Origin of the sequence: Sphingobacterium arenae, from assembly GCF_014692505.1 — a bacterium.
GTDB lineage: Bacteria > Bacteroidota > Bacteroidia > Sphingobacteriales > Sphingobacteriaceae > Sphingobacterium > Sphingobacterium arenae.
In genome coordinates this window covers 118,454-134,858 of the sequence record NZ_JACNYK010000003.1, presented here as the reverse complement: position 1 = coordinate 134,858, position 16,405 = coordinate 118,454, and the positions used below count along the sequence as shown (strand labels likewise).

14 protein-coding genes are annotated in these 16,405 nt (G+C 44.3%); 4 read left to right on the top strand and 10 right to left on the bottom strand.

Translation table 11 applies throughout. From position 1 onward, the window contains the following. Positions 1–5: 5 nt before the first annotated feature. The 9 genes from H8B17_RS12795 to H8B17_RS12755 all read right to left on the bottom strand — a co-directional run bounded on the left by H8B17_RS12795 (position 6) and on the right by H8B17_RS12755 (position 10,833). A complete protein-coding gene (locus H8B17_RS12795) occupies positions 6–2,459 on the bottom strand; it encodes a glycoside hydrolase family 31 protein (RefSeq protein WP_190309617.1) in 2,454 nt (817 codons plus the stop codon). A 174-nt stretch (positions 2,460–2,633) separates the two neighbouring features. Further along, the gene (locus tag H8B17_RS12790) at positions 2,634–3,197 is read right to left on the bottom strand and encodes a biliverdin-producing heme oxygenase (protein WP_223816553.1); all 564 of its coding nucleotides are present in this window, start codon (positions 3,195–3,197) and stop codon (positions 2,634–2,636) included. A gap of 124 nt (positions 3,198–3,321) precedes the next feature. Further along, on the bottom strand, positions 3,322–3,600 hold the full coding sequence (locus tag H8B17_RS12785) for a hypothetical protein (protein WP_190309616.1): 279 nt from the start codon (positions 3,598–3,600) through the stop codon (positions 3,322–3,324). A 404-nt stretch (positions 3,601–4,004) separates the two neighbouring features. Next, positions 4,005–4,937 (bottom strand): DUF5018 domain-containing protein, encoded by a 933-nt coding sequence (locus H8B17_RS12780; protein WP_190309615.1) that lies wholly within the window; start codon positions 4,935–4,937, stop codon positions 4,005–4,007. Positions 4,938–5,025: 88 nt separating this feature from the next. Continuing rightward, entirely contained in the window at positions 5,026–5,589 is a 564-nt protein-coding gene (locus H8B17_RS12775) for a hypothetical protein (RefSeq protein ID WP_190309614.1), read from the bottom strand. 78 nt (positions 5,590–5,667) lie between these two features. After that, the gene (locus H8B17_RS12770; protein ID WP_190309613.1) at positions 5,668–6,663 is read right to left on the bottom strand and encodes a hypothetical protein; all 996 of its coding nucleotides are present in this window, start codon (positions 6,661–6,663) and stop codon (positions 5,668–5,670) included. Between the two features lie 50 nt (positions 6,664–6,713). Beyond that, positions 6,714–7,493: an HmuY family protein gene (locus tag H8B17_RS12765; protein ID WP_223816552.1), complete on the bottom strand. Its 780-nt coding sequence runs from the start codon at positions 7,491–7,493 to the stop codon at positions 6,714–6,716. 148 nt (positions 7,494–7,641) lie between these two features. Next, the gene (locus H8B17_RS12760) at positions 7,642–8,385 is read right to left on the bottom strand and encodes an HmuY family protein (RefSeq protein WP_190309611.1); all 744 of its coding nucleotides are present in this window, start codon (positions 8,383–8,385) and stop codon (positions 7,642–7,644) included. Positions 8,386–8,496: 111 nt separating this feature from the next. Further along, positions 8,497–10,833, bottom strand: a complete 2,337-nt coding sequence (locus H8B17_RS12755) for a TonB-dependent receptor (protein ID WP_190309610.1) — start codon at positions 10,831–10,833, stop codon at positions 8,497–8,499. Between the two features lie 310 nt (positions 10,834–11,143). Here H8B17_RS12755 and H8B17_RS12750 point away from each other — a divergent pair, with 310 nt between their 5' ends. From H8B17_RS12750 to H8B17_RS12735, 4 genes are all read left to right on the top strand, one after another. Further along, complete coding sequence (locus tag H8B17_RS12750) at positions 11,144–12,031, top strand: heme/hemin ABC transporter substrate-binding protein (protein WP_190309609.1); 888 nt, start codon at positions 11,144–11,146, stop codon at positions 12,029–12,031. A 5-nt stretch (positions 12,032–12,036) separates the two neighbouring features. Next, positions 12,037–13,068 (top strand): FecCD family ABC transporter permease, encoded by a 1,032-nt coding sequence (locus H8B17_RS12745; protein ID WP_317171033.1) that lies wholly within the window; start codon positions 12,037–12,039, stop codon positions 13,066–13,068. Between the two features lie 36 nt (positions 13,069–13,104). After that, a complete protein-coding gene (locus tag H8B17_RS12740) occupies positions 13,105–13,914 on the top strand; it encodes a heme ABC transporter ATP-binding protein (RefSeq protein ID WP_190309608.1) in 810 nt (269 codons plus the stop codon). Positions 13,915–13,981: 67 nt separating this feature from the next. Then, positions 13,982–14,950: a helix-turn-helix transcriptional regulator gene (locus tag H8B17_RS12735; protein ID WP_190309607.1), complete on the top strand. Its 969-nt coding sequence runs from the start codon at positions 13,982–13,984 to the stop codon at positions 14,948–14,950. 16 nt (positions 14,951–14,966) lie between these two features. Here the strand turns inward: H8B17_RS12735 and H8B17_RS12730 are convergent, their stop codons facing one another. Continuing rightward, on the bottom strand, positions 14,967–16,214 hold the full coding sequence (locus H8B17_RS12730) for an ABC transporter permease (RefSeq protein ID WP_190309606.1): 1,248 nt from the start codon (positions 16,212–16,214) through the stop codon (positions 14,967–14,969). Positions 16,215–16,405 lie beyond the last annotated feature (191 nt).

Genomic DNA, 16,405 nt, shown 5'->3' with positions numbered 1-16,405 from the left:
ATAATTTATGAAATGGTCAACCGTCTAAATTCCTTTTCAACCTCAATATACGGCTTTCCTTCCTCCATCAATATTTTGTGTATATCCCCATCTACCTCCACATGATGCGCATCAAACGGAAGCCCGATAAAGTAGACTTTGTAGCTATCAAAACGTTCGTGGTACAATCCTTCTATATGTTGTACAATAGTTAGGCTATTTTGTTCACCCTCCACAATAAAATATTTTTCATTATATACACTTTGTTCATAGGCAAAGGTTTCGCCGTGATCTGTATAAACATGAGACTCATATCGACCACTCCCCCAATAGATATTTAATTTTAATGCATCGATATTCTTTTCCATTGTGTATTGCATCACCGGAAATTCTGGAATAACACTTCCTGCACGCACGAAGATGGGCATTTCATCTAATCGTGTTTCCACTTTATGTTCTTGCCCTCCGACAAATAGGGTATGATCAAAATAATAATACCAGTCACCCTCTGGTAAGTACAAAACCTTCGACTGTTGACCAGGATGTATAACTGGCGACACAAGAATGTTATGTCCAAACCCAAATTCTTCTTCGCGTTGAAGATTTTCGGGTTTATGCTGTTCCAGCAACGAAATTGGACGCAAAATTGGTTCGCGATACTTGTGCTGTCTCCAAAATACCGTATAGATGTAAGGCAATAGTTTGTAACGAAGTTCTATAAATTTTTTACAGATGACTTCCCATTCCGGACCAAAGCTCCAAGGTTCCCGATCGCGCGTGTCTCCTGCCGAATGTACACGCATAAACGGAGAGAACACACCGAATTGCATCCAGCGGGTATAAAGTTCTCCGTCAGGCTCTCCTGTAAAACCGCCGATATCCGTCCCGCAAAATGAAAGTCCTGAGACCGATAAGCGTTGTAATTGAAGCACACCGATCTTAAGATGCTCCCACGTTGCGATATTATCTCCGGTCCACACCGACGAATAGCGCTGTGTTCCAGCATAGGCCGCGCGTGTGATGGTAAATGGACGTTTATTTTTTTGCAGTTTTTTCAGTCCATCATAGGTAGAACGTACCATCTGCATACCATATATATTGTGCGCCTTGCGATGAGAACCCCTTAGTCCTTCAAAATGATGTCGTACGTCGTCCGGAAATGTTCCGCGTCCAAATACCGCAGGCTCGTTCATATCGTTCCATACACCGGCTACACCATCTTCCACCAGATCACGATACAACGTACCCCACCACTGGCGCACTTTAGGGTTTGTATAATCCGGGAATTGACAACGTCCCGGCCATACATATCCTTCCATAAAGTAATCGTCTCCCCGTCGGCAGAAATATTTGTTTTCTTTGCCCTCGTTGAACACCCAATAATCCTCGTCCACCTTAATACCGGGGTCGATCATTACAACAGTTCGAAAACCATCAGCAGCTAGATCTGAAATCATTTTCCGCGGATTGGGAAAATAGCGTTTATTCCAGGTAAAACAACGATAACCATCCATATAATCTATGTCCAGGTAAATAGCATCACATGGTATTTGACGTTTGCGGAACTGGCTGGCAACCTCACGGACATTTGCTTCAGGATAATAGCTCCAGCGGCATTGATGATATCCTATTGCCCATAGGGGTGGCATATCATGCGTGCCTGTCAATTCGTGATAACGCTTTACAACGTCAATGATTTGAGGACCGTGAATATAATAATACTGCAGCTCCCCCCCTTCTGACCAATAGCTGGTACGGTCGTTCTTCTCGGCCGCGAAATCAAAATAGGTTTTAAACGTATTATCGAAGAAAATACCGTAGGCGTCTCCCCCCGTAACCCCTATGTAGAAAGGAATCGTTTTATATAAGGGGTCCTGATTGAACCCAAATCCATAGGTATCAGCGTTCCAATTCTGGTATCGACGTCCGCGCAAGTTCAGATTTGCAGATTTATCGCCCAAACCAAAAAATACTTCATCTTCCGGCGTATGCTTGGTACAATACACATAATATCCGCCAAAATCCGGATTTTCTTCCCAATGCATAGGCTTATAATCCGCATTCATTACTTCACCCTCCATATTTTCAAAGGATACCAGAAAGTTTTCTTTTTGTACTCGACATACAACTACATTCGTTTTGACGAGAAAAGCATCGTCTAGATCCAGAATGGAAAAAGACGTCGGATGCAAATTTATATCTTCTCTGATGGCATACGAAAAGTCATCCAAAAACGAACTGTGCGGCGCTAGGCGAACTCTGATTATTTCGTCTGAAAACACTTTCACTTCTACACTGGCTTTCCCATCTGTAAATATAAATACATTTCCTTTTTTGCTGTAAGAAAGGATTCTGTTCAGATATTTTTTTTCCACTATAGGCACGTCGAGCACCGGATTGTTGACGTGTTGGATATTATCTAGGGTTTCCTCCTCTAATATCCCGGTAACTATGTCTTCTTTTTTCGGGGATTCGGCCATTTGCTATCGTTTAATATTGTTAATCACTCAATTTGCTGGTCTTAAGTTACAATAATTTTCAAAAAATAGCAGATAAGATCATATTCTTTCTTTGACAATAAAGATGATTTAAAAACAAAATCCGTCTTACAGCTAAGCTGTAAGACGGATTTCCAACTTTTCAGGCTAGAAAACTTATTCTGCACTGACGGTTTGAAAGACATCGCCAAAACGAGCGAATGTCTCGTTGGCGACAGCTATTGCCCGTTTTTGTTGCTCGGGATTTTCTCCGTACTTGTTCAATACCGCAACGAATGCCCCCCACATTTTCCCCGTATCCTCCCCATATCCTGAGAAGAACGATGTGCCTTTTGTCACACCGTATTTGTGCAGCATCTGTACAATATAGGGACCGCCCATAATCGAGCCCTCCAATACATACAATGCACTCAATGCTTCTAAGGCATTGCTTACAGTTGGTGCCGTAGCAGCAGGTAAATTATTTACATTTCCGCCAAGCTCTTCGATATCGGATTTGATATACGACGAGTTGCGACGCTCCGTATAATCCGGCAATACCTCACGCGTGATGTACGGAGCAATAGCTTTTTCCACCGCCTGGAAGTACACATAAAAATTCTTCAGCACATCTGCATAATCCGCTTCTGAACGAACGGCTTTAAGCTGCCTTACGACTACACCTTCTAAAGTCTGATGTGCCTCCTTGGTGTTTTCCTTAATATTTTGATTTAACATCATATTTATTTCTATTTTATTTTTAAACGGTTATTTACAAAGATTCTTATTTATCGCTTAGCTTGTATGCTGCATTTCGCTTAATCGTATATGGAAAACGTTTTTTTTAGCGCCGCATGGGCAGGTCTCAATCGATGAGTATCTGATAGCGCGCGCACCTAGAGGTATGTATATCTTTTCCTATCCAGTTTTCTTTGAGAGCCAAGCGGATGAAATTGTAGAAAGTTGCCCAAGATACCGGATGCTTCTGGCGTAATCCAATCCAAAAATCTTCCATGTCTGCGATTTCGCGCTGCTGAAACAGCGCTTCCATAATAACGATACGTTGTTTGCTCGCAATATGTCCACGTTCGCGTAATTGTGCTATCCAGCCGTGCAGTCTTGTTTGTTCATGTACTTTCATCATACATTGTTTATCGAAGGGTTACATTATTTTTATTATTTAAATCTATGCTAAAGCATATCAAATATAACGGATATAGGAGATAATCACTCTATTAAAAACGGTGAATCGAATATGCAAAATGGCATTTTTTTAGCATCTAACGGTTTACGAATTTGAAATCTCTGCATCGAAGCGTATTTTTGCCTTACTAATTTATTATATAGACGTCAACGCACGGCTATTCATGAAGAAGCCTCCTTGGATATATGTTCAGAGGAGGCTTTTACATTATGTGTAATAGGTCAGGTGGTGATGGCGGCATGATATCGCATACGCACAGGTTCCGGTTGGAACGCAAGTGCTTCCCGATCGACCACCGAAGATTTGGAGCAAGTGCCGCACAAAAGCTCTTATTCCACAAAAGGTTATTCGATGGTCATTTGTTGTTGTATGACGGTTCTGTTGCCAACACGTAAAGTAAACCAAGCGGATTCCGCAACGATATCCTTCGGAATGGTTACCTGTACCTCGGTGGCACTGATAAACCTGACCTTCGGGTCAAAATTACGCACCGGCGTATTGTCGCTGTATTCCATCCGTGCCGTAAAATCCTCCTCCTGATAGAATTTCAGGGCTTCCTCCTGCGTGAAGTAAACGGAGAAAGTCTGTCCTGGACTAAGGTTGCTTGGTAGCTTTGTTCTGTCCAACAGGGTAGATAAGTTGGGAGCGTTTAAGTGTATCCGTTCTTTGGCCGTCAGTGTATATCTGCCCGTTACGACTTTGACTTCGTAATAGCCCGTATCCAGTTCTGTCGTGATGGGGATAGAAAGATTGATAACTGCATTGGTCAAGGTGTTAAATTCCCTCAGTTCATATTCCTGTTCGTCGGCTAGCAAGTATACCTTAGTTCTATCGGTGTCGGGCAGGAAGTAGTCTCCTGCTATAGAAAAAGAATTGTTTATATAAATCTCCGTTGCAAGTCCAGTCTTTAGGTATGGAATAGGCTGTCCGCCTTCCGGCCGTAAGGTATAGGTCTTTCTGCTGCCGTCCTGTGCCGTCACGATATATGCTGTAGCCGCATTGTATGGTACGGCTTCCCCCGATGCCGGTGATATTGACGCGCGCTCGGATAGCGTGATGACCGGACGGATGGTTTCGGGTTCGTCTTCTAATGGTGTCCAGTAGATGATGATTTCGTCCTCTTTGATGACCGCTTGTAACGGATCGCCATTGGCATCTTCGATAGTGAAAGTTTCTATTTCCGCATAAGGCAGGTCGGGGTACTCGGTTTTGCATGCGCCAAACAAAGCTGTACTAGCAACCGCTATGCCCATATATATTTTGTACAGTGTACTCATGTTTCTGGTTCTCAAAAATCGATAACAAGCAAAAGGTTTCCTCCGAGGTCTGCCAACGCGCTTCTCTGAGGAAACCCTTATGCCATGTTTACAATTGGTTCACATTTATCGTAACGGTACCTTGTATCGTTAATGGATTTGGTGTGACAATGGAAGCTGTAGCCGAATCCAAGGTAAACGCCCAGACCGTGGTGCCATCGCTTACCAACATCACCACACCTGGAATCGGAGTCGCCTCTTGATTCTCATACGTGTACCATACATCTTCGCCTACCGCCCCGCTTACTGGCGTTGCTCCAGACCAAGCTCCTGCGGTGATAGAGCATAGATCGCCAGTGGCTATCCTCAATTCGTAGTCGCCGTTGGCGGCCACGGCAGCATTGACATGCTCCGTAAAAATGAGCTGCGCCCCTACAGCACTACCCTGAGATGCAGAGCCGCTACCGAGAGTCACATACACGTCTCCAAAGGACGAAGGATTAGATGGGCTGCCCACATTACCAGTCACGCTGTACTGGTAACCGCAGGAAACAGCCACCGCAGATGGTGTTAAAGCTGATGTAGTTACCGGATTACTATCGCCTGCCTGTGATGATACCGTAAACAAGACTGCCGCTGCGACAGCGAATGTAGATCTAAGAATCTTTTTCATAGTTATTTGTTTAATTTTTGTGTTATTTAAATACTAATTTATTATATAGACATCTCCTTGTCGGAGATAAGCACGTGGCTATTTGGGGCTGACATTCATATACGTGGTATTGGTAGTTGTCGGCCAGTTCTTGTACGTAGTTTCAACGATCATTAGCGGGGTCGGCATTCCTAACGGAAAGTCGTCCGGTACTTTCAGGGTAATGCTCTCCGTATCATATTTCACAATCGATAAGTCATAGACCGTGCCGGTCTCGGTATTCGTTACCTTGACCGATGTAGGATCCAATATCAGATACTGCGGCGTTGCCGTATACGTAACCTCTCCTCCTTGCTGCATTGCCTTACCACCTGCATAGCTGATCCTAGGTGCCCTGTATTGGATGTTGACCGGATCCGCCAACGTCACCTGGTGCCCCAGGAAGTCAATGTTTACATCGTGGTAGCCGGTATCGATGTCCATTGGTATCGACAGGTTTGCGATCTGATACTGGTAAGGTTCCTCACCGGTAAGCGGAGCTAGAACAGCTCTTCCCTCCCGGGTATTGAGCTGCACTTCTTTCTGTGTATTATGGGACACCAAAGTCAGCTTAACCAGGTTGATATTATTACTGTAAAAATTGCCATGGATATTAGGTAGTACCCCAAGCGGATAGGCTGTAGGCTGTGTTGCCGGGTAACCGTAAATACCCCAGACAGTCTCAAGAGTAGGCGTGTTTTGTGGTACAATGATGAGCTCGTACGTATTGGTGGAACCATCCGCTGCAACGACCGTATAGCGCTGATCTTCTTTATCGACTGGAATGGGCAGGATTTCCTCCTGTAGCTTAGCCCCGGAAGATACTTTGATATCGGCATCGATCAGCTCCAGGCCGAGATAAAAAGGCACATAGAGTGTTATGGTCTTTTTCTCCTCATCAATAGCGCCGTAAAGGTTGGTCCCTGCAGGAACGTTGTTGACACTGTATTCTACTATTTTATCTTGTGGCAGAGGCGCCAATTCTTCCTCCTTGGTGCAGGAAGCGAACACCAATCCCAAAAACAGGATGCTTATAAAGGTATATGTTTTATTCATTTTTTATTGCTGTATATGCCCTTCCTACCGCAGGTAGGTATATTGTATGACTAATCAATTTCAAACTTGGTACTGCCCTTTTTCGCTAATACGTAATCAAAGGAGAAGTAAGGTTTAGGCTCGTTCCGTTTCCAACTGTCCCGATCTAATTTATTCTTGTAAATGCTGCGCATTCTAATTTTAGCGTAGTTACCACGGGCGGTGCGTATAATCACGGTACGGGGCTGTACGGTTTTCTTTTCGCCATTAGGCAATGTAATCTCAAGCGGTTCATCCAGTGCATAGGCTACATGCGCGTTGTCATAAGCACCATCGCGAACAAGGGTGCCACCAAAATCGTACAGATACCAACCCACACCATCCCCCATATCACCATTGTCATCGGTACCAATCACATTACGCCCGATCTTGAATTGATTATCTGCCGGGATATCGACCACCTCGTCAAAGCTCTTTTCCACGATCATGATACCGCCTACTCCGGGACCATTGCCCCCGTAACTGGGGGAGATGCCACCATTCGTTCCGTTGTTTCCGCCCAGATAAGAGCGATAGATGCCCGCAAAGGAAATGTCCCAGCGATTGGTTCTCCGATAAGCCTGATTAGTGGCTTTATTTTCTTCCAAGCTAAAGAAAATGGGGGTCTGGTCACTATCGGGGGCGGTTCCTTCCGGAAGATCTTCCCCGAAATTGCGTACCTGGATTAGCTTATTGAACATTGTCTCCGGGATTTCCGGTTCCGGCTCCGGCGTCGGATCATTGCTTTTGCTGCAGGCTGTAAATCCAGCTATAAACAGTAGGAAGACACCACTAATCAGTAATTTTTTCATCTTCATTTTTTAACGGTATTATTATTTAAATTGATTCTAAACAAAGTTAAGTTCGACAGTTGATACTTCATGTATGCAAAACGGGAAATCATGTATGCAAAGCGTTATTTATTTATAATTATTATAAATAGCATGCTCTTTCTATATATTACTGTGGACTGGTATCGAGATTTCGGCTTCCATCCTCCTGTACATAATAGCGAAAGGTATAATAAGGCGCCGGCCAATTCATATTCGTAACAGCTTCGGGATTGCCTTTATAGGCATTGATAAGCTGTAGCTTTGCATATTTACCATCCGGAAGACGTATAACATAGGTTCGGTTCGGCAAAGCCTGCATGATATGGGTTTGCAGGCTGTAACGAAACCAGCCATACGAACTTTCTGAAGACGCCCATCCAATCTTATGGACATCACTGGCATCAAACTCACTGTCACTAGGCGCCACCGTAACGGCCTCATAGGGTTGGCGTATGAGTACCACGGCAGTTTTATCAGCCTCTCCACCATAACCCGGATTCAACTCATGATAGGCATTGTTCACGTATATCTCCGAATTATATGGCCCTGTAAAGGCAATATCCCAATCTTTCGTCTGGAACCATTGTGCCGAATCATGGGCATTCTTGATCCAGATCTGCCGTTTGTCTTTGAAGCGGAAGAGGAAGATATTAAAATTGCGTTTTTCCTTTCCTTCGGCTCCGTCTCCCATCGATGCGTCAGTGTCGCCGGCAAGATCATAGATCACGGTACTTTTGCCGTCTTCATAAAACGGTCGCCAGTCTTCATCCTTACCGCAAGAAACTAATAACAGCAGGAAGCAACCGATATACGTCCACCGTACTCTTCGACTGGCCAATATGGGCCATATTTCATCTAGGTATATTTTCATTGTTTTCAATTCATTATTTTTTTATCATTGCTGTAGGTGATAAACCGTAGGCTGTAAGCTCTTCCCCCTTCATTATGCACGCCTTTTACAAAAAGAACATAACAACACCTCTCACTCCTTCATGATCCGGTAGCTAAACCCACCCAAGATGACCCTTCCGGGCTGACCGAGCATGTAGCGGCTGGTAAAACCCAACACATTATCCGCAATAAGCTTAAGGGTAAGCCTTCTATTCCATAGTTTTTTTTCAATCGTCACATTCAGTAGCGTATGCTCCGGCACGAATTTATCACCATCGTCTATAAACTGGTTGCCGTTGGTTTCCTGGAAAGGGTATTTACCACGGATATTTGCACGCACGTTTACGCTAGTCTGCCACGGGCGGTATTCATATAGTAATTTGAGATTCGCCATATGGCGCGACCGTTCTTCAATTCCCCAATAGTCGGATGGCTTACTTTTACGGTATTCACCGGTTCGGGCGTTGTTATATTGATTATATGGGTAACTTCCTGCGCGGATGCTATCCAACACACCAAGGTCCTTAGCAATGAGGTATTGGTAACCGATCGACAACTGCAGGTCTGGCGTCGCTTGGTAGCTAATAGAGAACTCTGCTCCTTTATTGACAACCTTCGGTAAATTACGATACGTATAGATTTGTGAAACGGTTGTTCCTGTTCCAACATTAATCGAATTAATCTGGTTGTTGATGCGATGGTAGAATACGGATGCTTCCGTCTGTAACTTCGACGAGGGACTCCAGGTCAATCCGATGTTGTTTGACCAACTTTTTTCTGCCTGTAGGTTACCTGACAACAGGTTAATCATATAACTGTTTTTATAGCTAAGTTCGCCCGCGGCATCCAGTCCGTTAATAACGTCTTCGAGACGATCGTTCCCCACAACGAGGTAATTTGCAGATGGATTAAAGAAAACCTGATAACGCATTTTGTAATCCGGTGCTTTAAAGCCAGCCCCAGTTCCTGCCTTCAGCAATAGACTTTCGCTGAGATGATAGTGTAGCCCCAAACTCGGGCTAACCCGTCCCCGATAACTGTTGGTGTGATCATAGCGTAGCCCTAGGGTAGCCAGCATCCGGTCGATCGGTCGCCACTCGGTTTGCAGATAAACGAAAGCCGTCTGAAGCGAGCGTTTGTCATCCAGATCCTGGTTGTCCATCACCTCGATACTCCCTCCAAGTCCGCCCGTAAACTTGACATGGTTGGAAGGGCTGTATGCAAACTGTTGCTCAATGCGATGGTTATACTGCCCGAATTCTTCTTCACCGGCCAGCACTCCCTGCCGGAGCCACTGGGCATACAACTTTGTATCAAAACGGGTAAGGTAATAGCGTGTCATACTACGCAGGCCATGGGCAAAATGGTGATCATAACTTAATCCGATATTGACATCCTGATCTTTTTGCCCATCTTCGAGGGTGAGCTCTTCCGACCACGCATTGTACATCTTGGAGTTTCGTGCGGCATAGCGTGCTGTCAATCCGATAGTACCGTTTTTGGTCGCACGATAACGCATCCGCCCTTGAAAACTCAGGTTTTCATAGGGTGGAAAAGTGGTGCTTCCACCACTAAGGTAGCGATCGTCGGTATTGAAGCCATCCGTACGGTAATAGTTTCCCGAGACCACCACCGAGCCACGTTGGTTCGCAAAAGGTATCTCGCCTTCCAACGTAGCGTCCACCGTATTCAGGGTTCCGTACAACAGGGAAGCCTGCGCCTGTGGCATCACGGCACCGTGACGGGTAATGATATTGATGGCGCCTCCCAAGGCATCGCTACCATACAGACAGGAGGAAGCTCCTTTAATAATTTCAATGCGCTCAATATTAGTAACAGAGATACGGGAGAGATCGAAATTACCGTTATTACGCCCCAGCATCGGCTGCCCGTCGATGAGTACCATGACGTAATTGCTGCTAAAACCTTGAATCTGCACGCCAACGGCCCTTGATCCTCCCGAAATATCATTGACCACCGCTACGCCGGTCTGCTCTTTCATCACTTCATCCAGTCGACGACTCCCCATCAATTCGATTTCACGCCGGGTAATGACCTTGATCGGCATCGCTGCATTTTCTGCATTCACCAGGTTATCCACGGCGGTTACTTTACCCTCTACCCTCACCTGTTCAATGTGTCTGCCCACGGTATGTAAACTTACATGAAGTGTGGTGTCTATTCCACCGAGATCAACCGCTACGTGCCGCTGCACATACCCTACATGATGAACTTCCAATTGATAAGTGCCTTCATATAACTTCGAAAATTCAAAATAGCCGGTATCATCAGTATGATACACCTGATTATCGGGAAGTAGTGTCACCGTTGCGTGTACAATAGGCCGCTCCACCGAATCTACAACATAGCCTTTCAGCAGACGTTCCTGTGCGAATGACAGGACGGGAAGCCAAAGTATAAACAGCATGAACATTTCTTTTTTACGATCTCGGTACACGACAGTCAATTATTTGTATTCATTCTAAATAGACTGCAAAAAACGGTATTCAAATTGGATTTTTCTGTATGAAATCTGTCAATTAATGTATGTAATCCGTTTTTTTTAGATGACACAATAGCCAAAAATAAAATATAACAAACTGTAAAACAATCAATTAAAACAGATATTAAATATGATTTTAATTAAGTCGAAAACATATTTTAATTTGTATTTAGATTGATTATTAGCTTGCTTTGTATTTTAAAATCAGATTCTGATTAGATGATATAGATTTAAAATGAAGCAAAAGACTCACAAAACCAATATGCATCGGGGGTTCCGGTGCATGATTTTATTAGCTTGTATAATCAGTGCTCAGTGGAGTTTGGCAGCGGAGCAACGTATCGTTACACTGAGCAGTGCGATAACAGAAACCGTATTCGCACTGGGATTGGGTAGTCATATTGTAGCTACAGACGTAACGAGTATATCACCCCAGGCTGCGGCTGACTTGCCTCGGGTTAGTCAGAATCGATCGGTATCCGCCGAAGGCATTATGGCGTTCCAACCTGACATTGTATTGGCACCTGAAAAAGACGTCCCCGCTGCGGTGGTACAACATTTACGGCAGTCTGGTATCACGTTCATCGCCTTACGTCAAATGTTTTCCGAAAAAGGGGCATATCGGTTTATTCAAGAAATTGCCAATGCACTGGACGTTCCCGAAGAAGGGAAAGCCGTTGTTTATCGGACGAAGACAGCGATGCAACGGGTGAATACACTGGTGCAGGAACAAACCGTCGGAAAAAATAAGCCTAAAGTACTTTTTATCTATGCCAGAGGTGCAGGAGCCATGAGCGTTTCGGGAAAAGGCAGTAGTCTTGATGCCTTAATCGAACTATCTGGCGGGAGGAATGCCGTTCAGGAATTTGCCGATTTCAAACCGTACACGACAGAAGCATTGGTAAATGCAAACCCGGACATCATTCTGATGTTTGATTTTGGGGTAAGCAGCCTTGGCGGGAAAAAGGCCATCCTGAAAATGCCGGGTATGCGGCTGACCAATGCAGGAAAACGGGAGCACATCCTCGTCATGAATCCCTCCCTATTGGTCAACTTCAGTACCCGTTTACCAGAAGCGGTAGGATTACTGCATCGGGAATTGATGGCCTTAACAACGCATTAAACATCGTGTCAGTAAAACAACGGATTATTATCGTGGTGTTGACCGTATCCCTGGTTGTGGTGGCTACGTTCTCCTTAGGCCTGGGTGCCTATCATATTCCGGTAGGCGATGTCTGGGGATTATTGATGCATAAAATAGGGCTTTCGAATCTGCCAACCGAGAAAGCATTGGACGACAACGTGCTTTTTGTGGTGCGTATGCCGCGTGTACTGTTAGGTCTGCTGGTCGGCGCAGCGTTGGGTGTCTCGGGGGCGGGCATTCAGGGAATCTTTCGGAATCCTCTGGCGGATCCAGGATTGATCGGCATTTCGTCCGGTGCTTCGTTATTCGCGGTATTGGTGATTGCTTTTGAAAGCTTGCTATTTGTCGGGCTATCTCAGCTGCTAGGTCATTATCTGTTGATTTTAGGGGCTTTCATAGGCGCAGGTCTAACCGCCTTTATCGTGTACCGTATATCGCTAAAAGAGGGGCGTCCACAGGTAACAACTATGCTGCTAGCCGGTATCGCGATCAACGGACTGGCAGGTGCGATAACGGGGCTGATGACGTATATGGCAACGGAGCAGCAACTCCGTACGATTACGTTTTGGATGTTGGGTAATTTGGGAGGCGCAACATGGGAGAACGTCACAGCAGTAGCCCCCTTTATTTTGATACCTATGTTCTGCACACTTTTCTTCGGGAAAGCGCTAAATGCATTTGCACTTGGCGAGATGCAGGCCGATTTACTGGGCATGCAAACGGACAGAGTAAAGTTGTGGGTCGTGACATTGGGCACCCTTGCCGTGGGGGCTTCGGTAGCGGTATCGGGTATTATCGGTTTTGTGGGCTTATTGGTGCCGCACACAGTGCGTCTTCTGGGAGGAGCGGACAACCGCTATGTGTTGATGGCATCGACGGTAATGGGAGCCATGGTACTGACATTGGCAGATGTATTGTCCCGTACCTTAGCCGCACCGATAGAACTGCCGATCGGTGTCATCACCGCTTTGCTCGGAACGCCGGTGTTCCTGTATATTTTAATAAAAGAGAAGTAGTCGTTAGAAGTCAAAATTACGGAGTTAAAAAGAACAATGTTACGGGTAGAGAAACTGAATTACGACGTCAAAGGCAGAAAGCTGCTAAAAGATGTCTCCTTACAAGTGCGAAAGGGAGAAATGGTCGTTTTGCTTGGATCCAATGGAGCCGGAAAATCAACGTTAATGCGTTTGTTAGCGTGCGATCAGAAACCGAGTTCGGGCTTTATTAGCTTAAATCGGCAGCCGCTCGACGAGTATGATCAGCGAACACTGGCCAGGTGTCGGGCATTGCTCACACAACAACAGCAAGTTTCACTCGCGTTTAAAGTCCGAGAGATCGTCTTCATGGGGCGTTACCCACATTTTGATGCTGTGGCACAACCACAAGACTATACTATTGTAGACGAAGTGATGGAACTTTGTGGGATCTCGGATTTTTCCGATCGGGTTTATATGAGCCTATCCGGCGGTGAACAGCAACGGGTACAATTGGCACGTGTGCTTGCACAGATATGGGATAACCCCGATAGTCTATTGCTGCTTGATGAACCTATTTCTGCCCTGGATATGCACTATCAACAAAAGGTGCTTGCGATTGCAAAAGCACTTTCCCGACGAGGCTATATGGTCGTGTTGGTTTTACATGACCTTAATTTCGCAGCAAACTATGCGGACCGGATTATTATGTTGAAACATGGACGTAAACTGTTCGATGGGACGCCTATGGAAGTATTGAATGCCAAAAATATTTATACGGTTTTTTCAGTGGAAGCACAGGTAGAAATGAACCCTAAAACACTTCGCCCTTATGTAAAATTGGAAGAGATGACATTGGACGGTCAATTGGTTACGAATATTATTTAGAATCAATTTAAATAATTGACAAAAAATACATATCTTTAATCCATCAATCTCGTAGAGAACTTTCCTTATGCTTATAAAAAGTAAAATAGTAGAATTAGACGAATGGCTTTTCAGCGAGGAAGTTCCTGATGATTATAATCCGGACAGACCGTTGGCAGAACATCGTTCCACGATAGAAGATGAATCGATTCACATGGAGATTTTTCGTTTGTCTACCAGTGGCTTGTTTATTCTTCATACCAAGATGTTATCCGATCGTGCGATGCATATCCATATTGATATTGAAGGAGAAGCGATCACCAGCCAATTCGTTTTTTTTAAATCTGCCAACAGCAAATTACCCTACGGAATGAGTCGGCATAATATCCGATATATTCCTTCCGTCAAAACCGCACATGAAGTAAAAGAAGGTATTGAATACAGTTATTTTATTGCGGTGATATCAAAGAAATACTACCTCAATCTCATAAAAAGAGACTCTCTGCTCCACGAACATTTTATGCACGAGATCGAAAAAGGACAATATGTTTCGTTTTCGGAGGAAGATCTGATGGCGACATACGAAATGCAACATACCATCGCGGAGCTGGTCGATTCGAAGAAAACCGGAGAGATCAGAAGGTTGCATACTGAATCGCGTATTGTCGAACTCTTGATGTACCAATTTGAGCAGTACAATGAAAAATCAGGACAGAACGATACGATGTTTGGTAACGACGATATAGAACGCCTGGAACTGGTCCGACAGATACTCGAACAACGGATGGCTAATCCACCCAATCAAAAAGAATTAGCTCAAGAAGTCTTCATGAGTGAAAGCAAGTTAAGAAAGGATTTTAAAGAATATTTTTCGATAACGCTACACGATTATCTTACGCGGATCCGCATGGAAAAAGCCCGAATCTTGCTTTTGAAAGAAAAAATATCGGTATACGAAGTAGCCATACGGACAGGGTACGGACATCAGAATAATTTTAGCAGTGCTTTTAAGAAATATTACGGTATCTCCCCCGGCGAAGTAAAGACCGGAAAGTAATATTTTCATCGCTGGATTATTTGCTACGTATAGCCTCTACAGGATCAAGTTTGGCAGCTTGGATAGCAGGCACAATACCCGCTATCAATCCAATAAGCGTAGACAGCACAGTGGTCAGGATGACCATTTTTAAACTAACAATAATAACCACCCCCGTCAATGCTCCCGCCAAAGCCGCGAGACCGTAAACAATCAACAGTCCAATTCCTCCACCTATAAGACAGAGTAGAATACTTTCTATTAAGAATTGAGATAAGATAAAAAACTGCTTCGCACCCAACGCTTTTTGTATACCGATAAGATTCGTACGTTCTTTTACACTAACGAACATAATATTGGCGATTCCAAATCCCCCAACGAGGATGGAAAAGATGCCAATGAAAAACCCAGCAAGGTTAATAATACCAAACATCTGGTCGAGTTGAGCAGTAATAAGGGTTGTTTGATTAACGGAGAAATTGTCTTCACGTTGAGGAGGCAGACGACGTGCAGATCGCATAATGCCAATAAGCTCACTTTCAGCCTCGTCTAGTGAATATTGTCGCTTAACCTCAATCGCTATACTGGGACCATAGTGTTCGTAATTCACCAGATTACGAGCCAATGTGAACGGTATATAAGCTACTTCGTCATTAGAGACATTAATAAGAACACCCGAGCCTTCCTTCTTTAATACACCAATTACCTGCATCTTCCGTCCCAACAAGGTAACGTATTTACCAACAGGCGTTGTATGGGGAAATAGTCCTTCCGCTATCGTAGCGCCTAAAATTACACTATGGCTTCCTGCCCTCGATTCCTGCTCTGTAAAATAGCGTCCATCCACTACTTCGAGATTTCTAATTGAATACATCTCATGTGTCACCGCCGTCACATTAATATTGGAAGCCGAATTATTCCCGTACTTGGCTGTTGAATTAGGAATATTAATAGTATAGCCAACCTCTTCTGCCGTGGTCATTCTATTTTTCACCGCCTCAAAATCGGCATATTTCGGTTCCGGGCGATTAACGTATTTCCACCAAGGATACTCACCACCACCACCCCAAGGCCATTTTTCAACGTATAGCGTACGACTTCCTATTTTTCGAACAGATTCCTCTAGATTGTTTCTTAAAGTGTCGACGGCCGAAAAAACGCTGATAATCGTCATGATTCCAATGGTTACACCTAATAATGACAATAATGTACGTGTACGGTTATCACGCAACGCCGATAATGCAAACAAAAAGCTTTCTTTAATGAGTGTAACGATCAAAAACATACGCAGGATAAAAGTAAATATTTTTTTTCATTTATTATGCTTAACTTTGTAAGCATTTTTGAAACCTAAGCTGTACTTAAGTGTTATGGTTTCGACGGAACAAAATATATCGGAAGAATGAACCGAGATTAAATAAAACCGGCCACGAAAGTGATCATTATTTACATGGAGGCTTCATCGACAGATAAAAA

Coding starts and splice junctions, on each gene's coding strand:
- H8B17_RS12780 (WP_190309615.1), bottom strand. CDS start 4,937: ATGAGTACACTGTACAAAATATATATGGGCATAGCGGTTGCTAGTACA.
- H8B17_RS12755 (WP_190309610.1), bottom strand. CDS start 10,833: ATGCTGTTTATACTTTGGCTTCCCGTCCTGTCATTCGCACAGGAACGT.
- H8B17_RS12740 (WP_190309608.1), top strand. CDS start 13,105: ATGTTACGGGTAGAGAAACTGAATTACGACGTCAAAGGCAGAAAGCTG.
- H8B17_RS12795 (WP_190309617.1), bottom strand. CDS start 2,459: ATGGCCGAATCCCCGAAAAAAGAAGACATAGTTACCGGGATATTAGAG.
- H8B17_RS12765 (WP_223816552.1), bottom strand. CDS start 7,493: ATGAAAAAATTACTGATTAGTGGTGTCTTCCTACTGTTTATAGCTGGA.
- H8B17_RS12785 (WP_190309616.1), bottom strand. CDS start 3,600: ATGATGAAAGTACATGAACAAACAAGACTGCACGGCTGGATAGCACAA.
- H8B17_RS12750 (WP_190309609.1), top strand. CDS start 11,144: ATGAAGCAAAAGACTCACAAAACCAATATGCATCGGGGGTTCCGGTGC.
- H8B17_RS12775 (WP_190309614.1), bottom strand. CDS start 5,589: ATGAAAAAGATTCTTAGATCTACATTCGCTGTCGCAGCGGCAGTCTTG.
- H8B17_RS12730 (WP_190309606.1), bottom strand. CDS start 16,214: ATGTTTTTGATCGTTACACTCATTAAAGAAAGCTTTTTGTTTGCATTA.
- H8B17_RS12735 (WP_190309607.1), top strand. CDS start 13,982: ATGCTTATAAAAAGTAAAATAGTAGAATTAGACGAATGGCTTTTCAGC.
- H8B17_RS12770 (WP_190309613.1), bottom strand. CDS start 6,663: ATGAATAAAACATATACCTTTATAAGCATCCTGTTTTTGGGATTGGTG.
- H8B17_RS12760 (WP_190309611.1), bottom strand. CDS start 8,385: ATGAAAATATACCTAGATGAAATATGGCCCATATTGGCCAGTCGAAGA.
- H8B17_RS12790 (WP_223816553.1), bottom strand. CDS start 3,197: ATGATGTTAAATCAAAATATTAAGGAAAACACCAAGGAGGCACATCAG.